Genomic DNA, 15,927 nt, shown 5'->3' with positions numbered 1-15,927 from the left:
GGATTATGTTGAAATTACAGCCGATCTCTTTACGTGAACGGGTGGACGCCATCGATTTGATGAGGGGATTTTCGTTATTCGGAATCCTGCTCATCAATATGCTGGCCTTCCACACGCCTTTAAGTTATATCGATCCGTATAAATGGTTCAGCGGAAATATGGATCAAACCATTTTCACCGGCTTGGACATTTTCGTTCAGGCAAGTTTTTATCCGTTATTCTCGATGCTGTTCGGCTATGGGCTGATGATGCAATTTTTGCGCGCCCAAGATTATGGGCAGCCGTTTATGCCAGTTGCCGTCAAGCGTCTATTGATTTTGCTGGCATTCGGGATCGTCCATGCCTTTTTAATCTGGTATGGGGATATTTTGATCACTTATGCGCTCATGGGCTTATTATTGATCGGGATGCTGCGGCTTCCGCCCGCTTGGCTTCTTGGACTTGGGGTATTGCTTTATACGCTGCCGCATCTGATGTTTACCGTCATCATGTTTTTGGCGGTCACGGTCGACCCGAATATTTACATCGGGTATCAGGAAGCTGAACAATCGGTAGCTGCCTATCAATCAGGCAATTTCGCTGAAATATTCAGCCGGCGTTTAACGGATTGGTATTATGTCAATAATCCATTTAGCTTTATCATCTTTACCGTCACCATTCTGCCACTCATGATGATCGGGGCGGCAGCGGCGAAATGGCGGATGATCGAACAAGTAGCTGCCAAGAAAAAAGTTTGGCTCGTGCTTGCTGCAGGCTCGCTTATGGCAGGGCTGCTGTTGAAATCGACTCCGTACCTCTTCGATAAGAATTATGCCTATCAGTATGTCCAAGAGATGTTCGGCGGGCCGCTTGTTTCGATCGGTTATGCCGGAATCATTGCCCTATTGTCGCTGAATCTGAATTTCATGAAGGCTTTATCACCGCTAATCAAAGCGGGCAGGATGTCGATGACGATCTACATCACGCAATCGATCATCGCAACGACCATCTTCTATTCCTTTGGCCTGGGCTTATACGGCCAAGTGGATCTGTTGACGGGGACTTTGATCGCTGTCGGTATATTCGTTGTCCAATTGATCTTTGCGGAACTGTGGTTCAGTAAATTCAAACGGGGGCCGATCGAAATGATCTGGCGGCGCTGGACGTACGGAAATAATTTTGAAAAAAGCAACAATTCAAAACGCTGAATGTGTATAATGAATGCAATCACAGAAAAGGAGTGTTTGACGAATGAAACTTCTATCGTTTCGCTTTCAAGGAGAAGAACGTTTTGGACCAAAGGTAAAAAAAGAAGAAGCCGTGTGGGATGTCCTCGCCATCCAGGAGCAGCTGGAAGTACTGCCGGAATTTCCGGAAAAGCTGATTGATGGAGTGTCGCAAGGAATGGAGTTTGTGGAACAGATCCGCAAATTGACGGAGGCGGCTGTCCAATCGGAAACCCCTGAGCAATTCAAACACTCTTTTTCGGAAATCGAATGGCAGGCGCCTGTCCCGAGACCTCCGAAAAACTTTATCTGCATCGGGAAGAACTACGCTGATCATGCAGAAGAAATGGGCGGGCAGGCACCAACGGATATGGTCGTTTTCACGAAAGCGCCGAATACGGTCGCTGCTGATGAAGAAACAGTCCCTGTGCATGCAGATATCACCGATTCGTATGACTACGAAGGTGAACTAGCTGTCGTTATCGGCAAAGCAGGACATAAAATCCCGAAACAGCTGGCTTACGATCATGTATTCGGGTATACTATCGCGCTCGACTTGACAGCGCGCGATCTTCAGGAAAAACACCAGCAATATTTCCTTGGGAAAAGCTTGCCAGGCTCTTGCCCGATGGGACCATATTTGGTAACTAAGGATGAGATCCCGCAATCTCAGAACCTGTCCCTTGTGACGAAAGTGAACGACGAAGTACGCCAAAATGGCAATACGGAAAACATGATCCGCCGTGTGGATGAGTTAATCGCAGAGATTTCCAAATCGGTGGCACTTGAACCGGGCGATGTCATCTTGACCGGAACCCCGGCTGGCGTCGGCAAAGGATTCAATCCGCCGAAGTTCTTGAAAGCGGGCGATACGATCAAAGTTTCCATCCAGTCAATCGGCACACTCGTCACACATTTGTCATAAGGAACAATCACTTCCAATTGTCCTGCATGTGGTAAACTTGAGGGGACTATATTAAATGAGGTGAGCTTTTGGGATTTTTAACTGATACAACACATCTACACATTACCATGTGGGTAGTAGGCATCGTGCTTTTCCTCGTGGCTGCATTTATGCACCGCGACAGCAAGGGGCGCAAAATCGTCCACATGATCACGAGACTGATCTACGTTTTGATCATCATTACCGGGCTGACATTGTTCATTGAGCATTCGTCATACGATGCCATGCTTTACGGCTTGAAATTCCTATTCGGGCTATTGACCATCGGCATGATGGAAATGGTGCTTGTGCGTGGCAAGAAACAAAAGCCTGTAACCTTGTTCTGGGCATTGTTTGCAGTATTCTTGCTCGTGACTTTGTTCCTCGGCTTCAAATTGCCGCTCGGCTTTAACTTCTTAGCTTAAAACGGCCGTTCCATCAAATAGAAAGCTGCACGTTCCTTGTTGGTTTTTACTGACAAGAGACGTGCAGTTTTTTTGTATTGTCATCGAAATAGGAAAAATCGGGCCATTCCTCATAGGGATTTCACAGTTTGGACGAAACTAGACATAAACAGCCGCGCTTTCACCAAGATGACATGGCGGCAAACAAGTGAGTTTGATAAAATAGACCGGGTGAGCATCATCTTGGCCTCATTGAAGGAGGAGTACGGAATTGAAGAGAAAAACTATGATTTGGGCGTTGGCAGCAGCATTGCTATTGCCGTCAACATCTATGGTGGCAGCTGAAGAAACCCGCACAATCGAAGACGAAAGCATCTACGACGTGCTCGTAGACCGCTATTTCAATAAACAGATCCAAAACGATTATGAAGTGGATTCCACCGACCCGGCATCGTTCAGCGGCGGTGATTTCTCAGGGATGGAAAGCGAACTAGCGCACGTCCGGGATATGGGCTTTACGGTGCTGTCAGTTGGGCCAGTCTTCCAGACCGCAAGCTACGATGGGCGGCAAGTGCTGGACTACAGCCAGTTGGAACGCCATTTCGGGACGGCGGAAGAATTCCAGTCGCTCGTCGACGAAGTGCATGAAGGGGACATGAAAGTCATTGTCGATTTGCCGACGCAAGAAGTGAGCGTGGATCATATGTGGGCAGAGGAAAATCCTGATTGGTTTACTGAAAACGGTGACCAGACGCTCTCGCTCGATACAGGTAATGAAGAAGTCCAACAAGCCTTGATCGAAATGTTCAGCGATTTCCGTGATACATACGGGATAGACGGAGTCCGCCTGCAGGATTCAGAGGAACTGGACCCGGCATTCGTCGAAAACTTCTCCACAGCCATGAAGCAGCAAGAAGGGTTTTACGTGCTGGCAGATGCAGAAATGGAGAACCAGGCTGGATTTGATGCGGTCGTGCAAGAAGGGGTAGAACAGACGCTTCGCGACAGCTATCGCAATTTTGACCAATCTTTGGCCGATATCCCTGAATTAATGCAGCAAGCAGAAGGCAAATTGATCCGTGTCGATTCACTCGACGGTTCACGCTTTACATCGGACATTGTTGAGTCAAGAGGCTACCCGCCGACACGCTGGCGCATGCTATTTGCGCAATTATTGACGATGCCGGGCATTCCGGTCGTCCAATATGGCTCTGAAACAGCGATGAACGGCGAAGCGTTGCCGGAATCGCACCAAATTTTGGACATGGCGGTCGAAAAGGAATTGATCGACTACATCACCAATCTAAATTCATTGCGCAATTCATCTGAAGCATTGCGTACAGGTGAATTGGAACTGCTTCATGAAGAAGAGGGCTGGATGGTGTATAAGCGTTCAAATGAAGAAGAGTCGTGGGTCATTGCCATTAATAACTCTTCTGAAACGAAAAGTTTGAGTTTGGCGCCAGAGGTCGTTGGTGAAGAAATGGAACTTCGAGGGCTGTTCGAAAGCGATATCGTCCGTCCAGATGAAGACGGGCAGTACCGCCTCACCTTGGACCGCGAATTGGTAGAAACCTACCATATTACTGAAAAACGAGGGCTGAATACGGCGTATATCGTTACGCTTGGGCTAATGTACTTGATTTTCATGGGCTTTTTATGGATTGTCTGGAAAAAGGGCAAGCAGCGGAAAGCTGATGAAGCAGCAAACAAAATAAATAATTAAAAAGCTGTGAACAGGTAACAACCTGTTCACAGCTTTTTTGCGTGAAAAAAGCGCCCGTTTCCAGGCGCTTTCAATGAAAAGTCAGTCGAATGCTTTATAGCCAATCATGTTGACAGGGTCTTTTGGCGAAGAGAATGGGGGAGCATAGCACAGTTCGAGCGCCTGCAAATCATCGACGGTCAATCCTCCATAAATCGCGGTCGCTATTACATCGATGCGCTTATCGACTCCTTTGCCTCCGACACATTGTGCACCCAAAATCTGTCTGGTTTCAGGGTTATAATGGACTTTTAAGGTCAGTTTTTCGTGATCCGGGTAATAGCCCGCGTTCGAGTTTCCGGTATGGCTGACCGTTTTGGCGGTAAGCCCTTTTTCTTTGATTGCTGTTTCTGTCAGTCCAGTCATCGCCGCATCCAAGCTGAAAACTTTCAATGCGGAAGTGCCGAGCAGCCCTTTTTTCGCAATCGGGTTGCCGGTAATATGCTGCGCGACGAGAAAAGCCTGGCGGTGCGCAGGCCAAGCGAGCGGGACGCGTTTTGGGTCTCCTGTAATAAAATCGAAATTCTCCGACGCGTCTCCAATGGCGTAGATTGATTCATCGTCGGTCTGCATGAAGTCATTGGTCCGGATTCCTCCGGTTTCACCAATGCTAAGTCCGGCGGTTTCAGCGAGTTCGGTATTCGGTTTCAAGCCGATGCTCATGATGACAAAATCGGTTTCCAGACTTTTTCCATTGGATAAATGGACGTTTCGATCATCAATCTTTTCGATGACGGTTTCGGTATGGACTTGTACGCCATTTTTCTCCAGTTCCGCATGCAGGAGCTGCGACAGGTCCTCATCCAAAATCGATAGGATGGCGCTCGACTTATGGACGATATCGACTTCCAGGCCGAGATGCTTAAGGTTCTCCGCCATTTCAAGCCCGATGAACCCGGCCCCTGAAACGACGCAATGGGAAGGCTTCTCGCTTTGGATATAGGAATGGATGGCTTGCATATCACCGTAGCTGCGCAGCGTAAATAAATGGCTCTTCTGTAAGCCTTCAATATCCGGCATGATGGCGCTGCCGCCCGGAGACAAAATCAATGCGTCATAGGAATCGTGGAATTCATCGCCAGTCTTTAAGTTGCGGACGCGAATTTTTTTCTCCGGCCGGAGAATTTCCACGACTTCGTGTTCGAGCTTGACATCGATATTGCGTTTTTGCTGGAACTGTTCCGGGTCGGCCATCAGGATCGAAGTCTCATCTTCAATGACCTCGCCAATTACATACGGCGTTCCGCAAGCAGCATAGGACATTGTCGAATCCCTGTCGTATACCGTGATGCTCATTTCCTTATCATAGAAACGGAGTTGGCCCGCTGCAGTTGCACCGCCGCCTACCGCGCCGACTATAATCACTTTTTTCATCAATAGTCCACTCCTCAATCGGTTTTATTAAAGAAGAACAAGGCGAGCGTGCCAGGTCCTGTATGGGCGCCGATCACGGAACCGACCATGTGGATTTCGATTTCTTTCGGGTTGTAGGCAGTTTCGATTTCGCCTTTCAACGCGTTGGCAAACTCCAGGTCATCGGCATGGCTGATGGCCATCACTTGCTGGTCCAAATTGCTGCCGCGTTCTTTCATCAGTTCGATCATCCGCTTGATGACTTTTTTACGGCCGCGCAATTTTTCGATCGGAACGAGTTTGCCGTCTTCGACATGAAGCAAAGGCTTAATATTCAATAAGCCGCCGACGAATGCACTGCCTTTTGAAATACGGCCGCCTTTCGCCATGTAATCCAGATCTTCAACCGTGAACAGGCTTTCGAGATGATCGGCCTTGAAACGCACTTTTTGGATGATCGCATCGTGGTTTTCACCGGCATTGCGCAATTTCACGGCTTCTTTAACGAGCAGCCCGTAGCCGAGTGAAGCCGCTTTGGAATCGACGATCGTTAAGTCCAAATCCGGGTATTCTTCGCGCACTTGATCTGCCACCATGACGGCTGTGGCATAGGTACCGGACAATTCCGAGGAAAAGGCGATGTAGAATCCAGCTTCTTTGTCTTTTGCCAATTGTTCGAATGCCTTGAGCATTTCTTCCGGAGACGCTTGAGATGTTTTCGGATGGACGCCGGAGCGGATGGCATCATAGACTTTCATGGAATCGATGGTCCGGATGTCTTCGTACTCAGCGTCTCCGATATGGACGCGCAAAGGGAACAGGACGACCTGTTCCTGTTCAAAAAAAGCTTTCGGTAAATCAGATGCGCTATCTGCAAATAATCTCATGGATCTTCCTCCTTTAGAGTTTCAGTTTCAAACGGTCCATCAGCAATTCAGCGATGCCGTCTTCGTTATTGGTCAAGGTGATTTCGTTGGCGATGTTCTTCAACGGTGCAATGGCATTGCCCATCGCAACCCCAACTCCTGCAAAGTCCAGCATTTCCAGATCGTTGTCTTCATCACCGAATGCGATGATATGCTCTTTCGCGATGCCCAGTGATTTTGAGACGCGATCGATACCGACAGCTTTGTTCATGCCCGAGCGGACAATTTCAATGACGTGCCAAGGTGCGCCCCAGCGGCGATGGTCAATGACTTCCGCATGCACTTCCGATAGGTGGTCGTGAATGGCATGGACTTTTTCGTATGGTGCATGGATGAGCATCGACGTCGGATCGGTTTTTAAATAATTGCGCAAATCCCCCGTCGTGATGCTTGGGTCACCAAAACTGAAGATATCCATCAGTTTCTCATCGTGGTGGTGGACATAGACATCATCCAATACTTCCGCGACGATGTTGTGGAAATCGAAATCGTGCATCGATTCGACGACTTCGTGTACGACATCCAAGCCGATCGGCGTATGGTGCAGCCCCCAGCGTTCGTTGTTCGGGTGATGGACAAAAGCTCCATTGAAATTGACAATCGGCGTGTTGAGGCCGAGTTCGCGGTAATAGATTTCACTTGCGCGGTATGGACGCCCCGTAGCGATCATGACCTGGTGGCCTGCTTGCTGGGCTTGATTCAAAATGGACTTGGTTTTAGGTGAAATGACTTTTTGGTCGGTCAATAATGTTCCGTCCAAGTCGAGTACGATTAAATGTTGTTTCATATGAAAATCCGGCTCCCTTCTATCTACCTTCAGTTTAGCGATAATAGAGGCTATCCGTCAAAAAAACCTGACGGCAATGCCGGAATTTGCGGGAACAAAGAAAAATTGGTAGGATTTAGGGTGAGGAGTGAAGCGCATGAAAGTAGCAAATGAATTATGGGGAAATATCCCGATCTTACATATAACACCTGAAGGGCACGCGGGCGGTCCATTGCCGACGGTCATTTTTCTGCATGGGCATACGAGTGCCAAAGAACATAATTTGCATTATGCCTGGCAATGGGCAAAAAAAGGAGTCCGTGTCATCTTGCCGGATGCGCTGCTTCACGGAGAGCGGGATCAATCGCTTGATGAGGTCCAGATCAGCCTGCGCTTTTGGGAAATCGTTTTAACGTCTATCGAAGAACTCGGATTTTTACACGAAGAATTGCACAAGCGCCAGCTGATTAGCGGAGAACCGGCTGTCGGGGGCACGTCGATGGGCGGCATCACGACGCTCGGTGCTTTGACGGCACATCCGTGGATCAAAGCGGCAGCCGTCATGATGGGATCCGGCAATTACGTGGAGCTTGCGAAAGCCCAAATGCGCCAATACGAGTCGCGCGGTTTTGACTTGCCGCTCACCGATGAGGAACGCGAAGGCATGCTTCAGGCCCTGTCCCGTTTTGATATCAGTTTGAACCGCCAATCCTTTGGCGGACGCCCAGTCTTTTTCTGGCATGGCGTAAAAGACCCGACCGTTCCTTTCGAACCGACCAACCGGCTTTTCCATGCATTGCAGCAGGATTATGCCGCCTATCCTGAACGGCTGGCATTCATGAAAGAAACAGAAGCTGCGCACGCGGTCAGCCGCAAAGGGATGCTGTCTGCAACAGCTTGGATTGCCGACCGATTAAAGGAATAAGCAAGTCGATTTCATTTCACTGTGATGTTTGGTAAGATAAGCAGTAACAGGAAAAGGAGGGATTCCGAATGGATCAAGAAACAAAAGATTATCTATTAGGCGCACTCGAAAATGTCATCGACCCTGAACTAGGTGTTGATATCGTCAATTTGGGCCTTGTATATGATGTAGAATTATCCGAAGATGGTTTCTGCGTGGTCACGATGACACTCACTTCTATGGGATGCCCAATGGGGCCGCAAATCGTCCAGATGGTTAAAACATCCTTGTATGAATTGCCGGAAGTGGAAGAAGTCGATGTAAAAATCGTCTGGCAGCCTGTCTGGAGTAAAGACCATATGTCGCGCTACGCAAAAATGGCGCTCGGCGTTCGATAAGAGAAATAGCAGAAAGCCGCAGGGAAGAAATTCCTTGCGGCTTTTTTTGATGAGCATTTCCGTTGCAAAAGGGACACGGCAATCATATAATTTAATTAGTCAAAGATGGTCAAATTAATCAGAGGAGCGTGATTTGATTGGTTCAATTCCAAAATCCAAACGAAGAGCAAAAGTCGCCATTGGAACAGTTCGGCCGCAATTTGGTTGAACAAGCACAGTCAGGAAAGATGGATCCGGTCATCGGGCGCGATCAGGAAATCCGCAATGTCATCCGGATTCTTTCCAGAAAGACAAAGAATAATCCGGTATTGATCGGTGAACCAGGCGTCGGGAAAACCGCAATTGTCGAAGGACTGGCACAGCGCATTGTCCGCAACGATGTGCCGGAAGGCTTGAAGGACCGTGTCATTTATGAACTCGATATGAGTGCACTGATTGCAGGCGCAAAATACCGTGGGGAATTCGAGGAACGGCTAAAAAGCGTATTGAAGCAAGTGAAAGACAGTGAAGGGCAGATCATCCTGTTTATCGACGAGATCCACACCATCGTCGGCGCCGGTAAAACGGAAGGCGCGATGGACGCCGGAAATATGCTCAAACCGATGCTTGCGCGCGGAGAGCTGTACTGCATCGGAGCCACCACTCTGGATGAATACCGCATGCACATCGAGAAAGATGCGGCACTTGAGCGCCGCTTCCAGCAGGTGATGGTGCGCGAGCCTTCTGTTGAAGATGCGGTATCGATTCTCCGTGGATTGAAAGAGCGTTTCGAACTCCACCACGGCGTGCGCATCCATGACCGGGCGATTGTTGCAGCTGCTACAATGTCGGACCGGTACATCACGGAGCGTTTCCTTCCGGACAAGGCAATCGACTTGATCGATGAAGCGTGTGCAATGATCCGGACGGAGATCGATTCCATGCCGCAAGAGCTCGATGAAGTAACGCGGCGCCTCATGCAGCTAGAGATTGAAGAGCAGGCGCTTCGGAAAGAAAAAGACGAAGCGAGCAAAACACGCCTCGCTGCGCTGCGCGAAGAGATTGAAGAGCTGAAGTCGTCTTCTGAAGGCATGCAGCAGCAATGGAACGAAGAAAAGCAATCGCTTCAGAAAATCCAGGCCAAGCGCGAACAATTGGATCAATACCGCCGCCAATTGGAAGATGCGGAAAACAAATATGATTTAAATACCGCGGCGATGTTGCGCCACGGAAAAATTCCAGAGCTTGAAAAAGAACTGAGCGCGATGGAAGTTGAACTTGCCGGAGACGGCGGGGAGCGGTTGCTGCGCGAAGAAGTGACCGAAGAGGAAATTGCGGGTATTGTCGCTCGCTGGACGGGTATTCCCGTAACGAAACTGGTCGAAGGCGAGCGCGAAAAGCTATTGCGCCTTGGGGATACGTTGAAAGAGCGAGTCATCGGACAGGACCGAGCCGTCGAACTGGTGACAGAAGCCGTATGGCGTGCACGTGCCGGCATCAAGGATGAACAAAAGCCGATCGGCTCGTTCATTTTCCTCGGGCCAACCGGTGTCGGGAAAACGGAGCTTGCGAAATCGTTGGCAGCAAACTTATTCGATTCAGAAGACCATTTCATCCGCATCGACATGTCCGAATACATGGAAAAGCACAGCGTATCGCGTCTTGTCGGGGCGCCTCCTGGATATATCGGTTATGAAGAAGGCGGCCAATTGACAGAAGCGGTCCGCCGCAATCCGTATTCCGTAGTGCTGCTCGATGAAATCGAGAAAGCCCATCCGGATGTCGCGAACATCCTTTTGCAGATCCTAGACGACGGGCGTATCACCGACAGCCAAGGGCGGCTTGTGAACTTCTCCAATACCGTCGTCATCATGACATCGAATATCGGTTCCCAACATATCAGCGCAAGCAGTGACGAACACGATACAGAAGACATCGTCATGATGGAACTGCGCAAGCATTTCCGGCCGGAACTGTTGAACCGCATTGACGATATCGTCATTTTCCATTCCTTGTCGAATGAGCATTTCTATGGCATCGCCAAGAAAATGATCGGCGAATTGGCCGCTCGGATGAAACAACAGCAAATTTCCTTGGAAGTCGAGGATTCGGTCATCGATTATATCATTGAAGCAGGAACGGACCCGGTCTTTGGGGCGCGCCCGCTGAAACGCTTTATCCAGCGTGAAATCGAGACTCGAATCGCTAAGGAATTGATTAAAGGAGAGGTCACTCCAGGTTCGACATTGAAGGTATCGATGGACGCCAATAAACAATTGCTTATCACTGTATAAGTAAAGCCGCATTTCAATGAAATGCGGCTTTTTTCTATCTAAACCGTCCGATTCGAGCAAATAAAAAAACGGAAGCCGTCGCGGCTTCCGTTTTTATCGTGATTAATATTCTTTCGCTGCTTCTTTCGGGATGATGGCATCCATCACGATGACCAATACAGTGACTGCCACTGCCATGATGATACCCATCATAAAGTTGAATGGCACGTTTTGCACCGCACTTACGACATAATTCAACATTGAAATAATAAGGACAGACCAGAAAAGTGTTCCAATATATTGCATCTGTTTTCACCTCTATATATAGAATAACTAGCTTTATCATAGCATAAGGAAGCCTTTTCAGAAAGAAAGTTTCGTGCGTTTCGAAAGTTTTTGTCAGAAATATGTCGGCAACTTGAAATCAATAGCAAAAGGGCGTATCATTAACACCAGGTACTAATAATTGATGTTAATCGAAAAGAGGGACATAGATATGAATGCTGGAATCATCGGTACCGGCAGATGCCTGCCGGAAGATAAATTGACCAACTTTGATTTAGAGCAGCGCATGGACACCTCGGATGAATGGATCCGGACCATGACCGGGATTGAAGAACGCCGGATTGCAAACGATGAACAAGATACATCGGATATGGCACGGGTCGCGGCGCAAAAGGCGATTGCCGATGCCGGCATCGATCCAGCGGACATCGGATTGATACTGGTAGCGACAGTTACGCCAGACCGTCCGTTTCCATCTGTCGCGTGCGATATCCAACAACAGATCGGTGCCGTGAATGCGGCCGCTATGGATATCTCTGCAGCCTGTGCTGGATTCATGTACGGTGTCATTACGGCGAAACAATTTATCGAGTCGGATACGTATCGCTACGTCCTAGTAGTTGGTGTTGAGAAGCTCTCGAAAATCACCAATTGGGAAGATCGCAATACAGCTGTCCTATTCGGTGACGGAGCCGGCGCTGCCGTAATCGGCAAAGTGTCGGAAGGCCGCGGGATCTTATCGTTCGAGCTCGGAGCGGACGGCTCAGGCGGGGAACATTTGTATCAAGACAAGCATTTGGTGATGAATGGCCGTGAAGTGTTCAAATTTGCGGTGCGCCAAATGGGCGAGTCCGCCATAAACGTCATTGAAAAAGCAGGTTTGGATAAAGAGGATGTCGATTTTCTCATACCGCATCAAGCGAACATCCGGATCATGGAATCGTCACGGGCACGTCTTGACTTGCCGGTAGAGAAAATGTCGAAGACTATACAAAAATACGGAAACACTTCAGCAGCGTCGATTCCGATTTCCCTTGTAGAAGATTTAGAGGAAGGCCGGATTAAAGACGATGATGTCGTCGTCATGGTCGGCTTCGGGGGCGGTTTGACTTGGGGCGCAATTGCTATGAAGTGGGGGAAATAATCGGATATGCGAAAGGAAGTAAAAGAAATGGAAAATCGTCGTGTAGTCATTACAGGTATCGGTGCCGTAACACCGCTTGGAAATAGCGCAGAATCAACGTGGGAAGCGGTGAAGGCAGGGCGTTCAGGCGTCGGCCCGTTGACACGCATCGATGCGGATCAGTATCCGGCGAAAGTTGCCGCTGAATTGAAGGATTTCTCGATCGAAGAATATATCGAACGCAAAGAAGCACGCAAGATGGACCGCTTCACCCATTACGCACTCGCATCATCCATCATGGCAATGAAAGATGCAGCGCTTGAGTTGGATGAAAAGACAGCACTTCGTACAGGCGTCTGGATCGGATCAGGAATCGGCGGGATGGAGACGATTGAAAACCAGATGGACGTATTGAATTCCCGCGGCGTTCGCCGTATCAGCCCATTCTTCGTGCCCATGATCATTCCAGATATGGCCTCTGGACAGGTGTCGATCCACTTCGGCGCAAAAGCGATCAACTCCTGTTCGGTGACAGCTTGTGCATCCGGCACGAACTCGATCGGCGATGCCTTTAAAGTCATCCAGCGCGGCGATGCCGATGTCATGATATCAGGTGGCGCGGAAGCTCCAATCACTCGTCTTTCTGTTGCAGGATTTACGGCCAATACCGCATTGACAACAAATGATGATGCATCGACCGCATCACGGCCATTCGATAAAAACCGTGACGGCTTTGTCATTGGTGAGGGCGCCGGGATTGTCATCCTGGAAGAATACGAACACGCGAAAGCACGCGGCGCAAAAATCTACGCAGAACTCGTCGGCTATGGTTCGACTGGTGACGCGCACCATATTACAGCTCCAGCACCAGGTGGAGAAGGGGCAGCGCGCGCCATGCAGCAAGCGCTCAATGATGCAGGCATTGAAAAGACGGATGTCGGCTATATCAATGCCCATGGAACGAGCACGCCGTATAACGATTTGTTCGAAACGATGGCTGTCAAAACAGTGTTCGGCGACCATGCGTATAAACTTGGCATGAGCTCAACGAAATCGATGACTGGCCATTTGCTCGGTGCAGCTGGCGGTATTGAAGCGATTTTTACGGCGCTGGCTTTGAAAGAAGGCGTCATGCCACCGACGATCAACTACGAAACACCAGATGAGGAATTGGATTTGGATTACGTAGCAAATGAAGCTCGAGCTGCAGAATTCGACTATGCAATGAGCAATTCGCTCGGATTTGGCGGACATAACGCTTCGCTCGTATTGAAAAAAGTTTAAAGCTTATTGAAAAGCTCCCGATGCCGGGAGCTTTTTTATTATCCATTTCTTATAATGGTAAAAAATATGCACGTCTTGAATAAGATGGAGAATGCTTTTATAGCAAGGATTGGAGGAGAGAAATGATTATCTATTTTGGTAATCATTGCTTAAAATACAAAAATTATATTGCGCATGTAATACTTTTGTGATATGCTTAAAACTAGTTAGAATTGACAGAAAAAAAAGAATTTTGAGGTGTTTTCATGACGTATGGATCTAAAGAGGCTGCACCGCTCTTGCGGGTCAAAAACCTCCAAACGGGTTTCAAAATAGATGGGGATTATTATAACGCAGTCGAGAATGTGAGTTTCGATGTCCTTCCGAAGCAAATTGTCGGAGTGGTGGGCGAATCAGGCTGTGGCAAAAGTGTCATGTCGTTGTCCATTATGCAACTGCTTCCAAACGGCATCGGAAAGATTCGCGGCGGCGAGATTGAATTCGAAGGACAGGGCATTTCCACGTTTTCGGATAAGCAGATGAACAGCATTCGCGGAAAAGACATCTCGATGATTTTCCAGGAACCTATGACTTCGCTCAATCCGGTTTTCACCATCGGCTATCAAATAGAAGAAGTGATCTTAAACCATGAGAACCTGACGAAAAAAGAAGCACGGCTGCGGTCGGTCGCTTTATTGAAGCAAGTGGGAATTCCGCGTGCCGAACAAATCGTCACGGAGTATCCTCACCAATTGTCCGGTGGAATGCGCCAGCGGGTCATGATTGCGATGGCCATTGCCTGCCAGCCGAAACTGTTGATCGCCGATGAACCGACGACAGCTTTGGATGTAACAGTTCAAGCGCAAATTCTCGAATTGTTGAAAGGCATACAAGAAGCGAATGATATGTCGATCATCCTCATTACGCATGACTTAGGAGTTGTGGCCGAAATTTGCGACGAAGTACTGGTCATGTATGCGGGCAAAATCGTAGAGCGTGCATTTGTCGAAGATTTGTTCCGTGATCCAAAACATCCATATACCGAATTATTAATGAAAGCGATCCCGAAAATGGACGAAGATGTCGAAGAGCTCGCGACGATTGAAGGACTGGTGCCGTCCGTCATCAATATGCCTCAAGTTGGCTGCCGCTTTGCAAACCGCTGCCCGAAGGCGATGGCGGAATGTTTGACGGTGACGCCGAAGCTTGCGGAAGTGGCCGATCGCCATGAAGCTGCGTGCCTATTATATGAAGAAAGCTGGCCCACGGACGGAAAAAGAGAACGAGAAGGAGTCGCCGCATTATGACCACTAGAGATTTCATCCAGGACCGTATCGATTATTTAGATAAGCGTGAAAACCTCCTCGAAATTCGCAATCTTAAAAAATACTACCCGGTAACCGGCGGCTTTTTTAAGCGGACGATTGGCAATGTCAAAGCGGTCGATGATGTGTCGTTCGCTATCCGAAAAGGCGAAACACTTGGTTTGGTCGGCGAATCGGGCTGTGGCAAATCAACTGCGGGACGGACCATCTTGAGGCTCATGAAACCGACAGGAGGCGAGATCCTCTTTGAAGGGAAAGACATTACCCGATTATCGGGATCCAAATTGCAAAAAGCGCGACGTGATTTTCAAATGGTATTCCAAGATCCGTACGCATCACTGAATCCGACGCAGATGGTCGGCGATATCATTGCTGAGCCGATCCTGAATTATGAAAAGCGCAATAAAAAAGAGTTGGAGCAGGAAATCAAAACACTTCTGAAACGAGTTGGCTTGCCTGAAGAGGCTTATTATAAATACGCCCATGAATTTTCCGGTGGCCAAAGACAGCGCATCGGAATCGCCCGTGCGCTGGCACTGCACCCCAAGCTGATTGTAGCGGATGAACCGGTATCCGCACTCGATGTCTCCGTGCAATCGCAGGTGTTGAACTTGTTGAAAGAACTGCAAATCGAATTCGATCTGACTTATCTCTTTATTGCACACGACTTGAGTGTCGTAAAGCATATGAGCGATCGAATCGGAGTGATGTATTTGGGCAACCTCGTAGAGCTTGCTTCAAATAAAGATTTATACAAAGAACCGCTGCATCCTTACACGCAAGCGCTCATTTCTGCAATTCCGGAACCGAATCCGGCAAAGCGCAAAGAGCGGATTGTCTTAAAAGGGGATGTGCCGAGCCCGCAAAACCCGCCTGCCGGCTGCCCGTTCCATACGCGCTGCCCAATGGCGATGGAAATCTGCTCACAAGAGAAACCAGCGTTGGCAGAAGTAAGGCCAGGCCATCAAGTCGCGTGCCATTTGTATTGATCAAAAAATTTTTTTAGGGGGAAAAG

15 protein-coding genes are annotated in these 15,927 nt (G+C 48.7%); 11 read left to right on the top strand and 4 right to left on the bottom strand.

Annotation, left to right across the window (positions count from 1 at the left end; genetic code table 11):
- Positions 1-5 precede the first annotated feature (5 nt).
- From DFR62_RS02530 to DFR62_RS02515, 4 genes are all read left to right on the top strand, one after another.
- A complete protein-coding gene (locus DFR62_RS02530) occupies positions 6-1,187 on the top strand; it encodes a DUF418 domain-containing protein (protein ID WP_241663132.1) in 1,182 nt (393 codons plus the stop codon).
- A gap of 43 nt (positions 1,188-1,230) precedes the next feature.
- A complete protein-coding gene (locus tag DFR62_RS02525; protein WP_121297885.1) occupies positions 1,231-2,130 on the top strand; it encodes a fumarylacetoacetate hydrolase family protein in 900 nt (299 codons plus the stop codon).
- Between the two features lie 68 nt (positions 2,131-2,198).
- Positions 2,199-2,573: a YisL family protein gene (locus DFR62_RS02520; protein WP_121297884.1), complete on the top strand. Its 375-nt coding sequence runs from the start codon at positions 2,199-2,201 to the stop codon at positions 2,571-2,573.
- Positions 2,574-2,823: 250 nt separating this feature from the next.
- On the top strand, positions 2,824-4,278 hold the full coding sequence (locus tag DFR62_RS02515) for an alpha-amylase family glycosyl hydrolase (protein ID WP_241663133.1): 1,455 nt from the start codon (positions 2,824-2,826) through the stop codon (positions 4,276-4,278).
- 81 nt (positions 4,279-4,359) lie between these two features.
- Here DFR62_RS02515 and DFR62_RS02510 read toward each other — a convergent pair whose 3' ends face one another.
- Genes DFR62_RS02510 through DFR62_RS02500 form a run of 3 tightly spaced genes read right to left on the bottom strand, consistent with a single transcriptional unit; the run spans position 4,360 to position 7,383 of the window.
- A complete protein-coding gene (locus tag DFR62_RS02510) occupies positions 4,360-5,691 on the bottom strand; it encodes a CoA-disulfide reductase (protein WP_121297882.1) in 1,332 nt (443 codons plus the stop codon).
- Positions 5,692-5,705: 14 nt separating this feature from the next.
- The gene (locus tag DFR62_RS02505; protein ID WP_121297881.1) at positions 5,706-6,557 is read right to left on the bottom strand and encodes a DegV family protein; all 852 of its coding nucleotides are present in this window, start codon (positions 6,555-6,557) and stop codon (positions 5,706-5,708) included.
- Positions 6,558-6,570: 13 nt separating this feature from the next.
- The gene (locus DFR62_RS02500; protein WP_121297880.1) at positions 6,571-7,383 is read right to left on the bottom strand and encodes a Cof-type HAD-IIB family hydrolase; all 813 of its coding nucleotides are present in this window, start codon (positions 7,381-7,383) and stop codon (positions 6,571-6,573) included.
- Positions 7,384-7,519: 136 nt separating this feature from the next.
- Between DFR62_RS02500 and DFR62_RS02495 the strand changes: the two genes are divergently transcribed.
- The 3 genes from DFR62_RS02495 (at position 7,520) to DFR62_RS02485 (ending at position 10,937) form a co-directional block, all read left to right on the top strand.
- A complete protein-coding gene (locus DFR62_RS02495; RefSeq protein WP_121297879.1) occupies positions 7,520-8,287 on the top strand; it encodes an alpha/beta fold hydrolase in 768 nt (255 codons plus the stop codon).
- A 68-nt stretch (positions 8,288-8,355) separates the two neighbouring features.
- On the top strand, positions 8,356-8,664 hold the full coding sequence (locus tag DFR62_RS02490) for a metal-sulfur cluster assembly factor (protein ID WP_058383381.1): 309 nt from the start codon (positions 8,356-8,358) through the stop codon (positions 8,662-8,664).
- A 137-nt stretch (positions 8,665-8,801) separates the two neighbouring features.
- Positions 8,802-10,937 (top strand): ATP-dependent Clp protease ATP-binding subunit, encoded by a 2,136-nt coding sequence (locus tag DFR62_RS02485; protein WP_121297878.1) that lies wholly within the window; start codon positions 8,802-8,804, stop codon positions 10,935-10,937.
- A 102-nt stretch (positions 10,938-11,039) separates the two neighbouring features.
- Here the strand turns inward: DFR62_RS02485 and DFR62_RS02480 are convergent, their stop codons facing one another.
- Positions 11,040-11,222 (bottom strand): YjzD family protein, encoded by a 183-nt coding sequence (locus tag DFR62_RS02480; protein WP_121297877.1) that lies wholly within the window; start codon positions 11,220-11,222, stop codon positions 11,040-11,042.
- Between the two features lie 190 nt (positions 11,223-11,412).
- Between DFR62_RS02480 and DFR62_RS02475 the strand changes: the two genes are divergently transcribed.
- The 4 genes from DFR62_RS02475 (at position 11,413) to DFR62_RS02460 (ending at position 15,901) form a co-directional block, all read left to right on the top strand.
- The gene (locus tag DFR62_RS02475) at positions 11,413-12,345 is read left to right on the top strand and encodes a beta-ketoacyl-ACP synthase III (RefSeq protein ID WP_121297876.1); all 933 of its coding nucleotides are present in this window, start codon (positions 11,413-11,415) and stop codon (positions 12,343-12,345) included.
- 27 nt (positions 12,346-12,372) lie between these two features.
- The gene (gene fabF, locus DFR62_RS02470) at positions 12,373-13,608 is read left to right on the top strand and encodes a beta-ketoacyl-ACP synthase II (protein WP_121297875.1); all 1,236 of its coding nucleotides are present in this window, start codon (positions 12,373-12,375) and stop codon (positions 13,606-13,608) included.
- Positions 13,609-13,853: 245 nt separating this feature from the next.
- A complete protein-coding gene (locus DFR62_RS02465; RefSeq protein ID WP_121297874.1) occupies positions 13,854-14,894 on the top strand; it encodes an ABC transporter ATP-binding protein in 1,041 nt (346 codons plus the stop codon).
- A complete protein-coding gene (locus tag DFR62_RS02460; RefSeq protein ID WP_121297873.1) occupies positions 14,891-15,901 on the top strand; it encodes an ABC transporter ATP-binding protein in 1,011 nt (336 codons plus the stop codon). Before DFR62_RS02465 ends, DFR62_RS02460 begins: the two co-directional genes overlap by 4 nt.
- The last annotated feature ends 26 nt before the right edge of the window (positions 15,902-15,927 follow it).

The sequence above is a fragment of the Planococcus citreus genome, assembly GCF_003664125.1.
Lineage (GTDB): Bacteria > Bacillota > Bacilli > Bacillales_A > Planococcaceae > Planococcus > Planococcus citreus.
The sequence above is the reverse complement of the archived record's forward strand: the minus strand, read 5'-3'. Positions and strand labels throughout refer to the sequence as shown.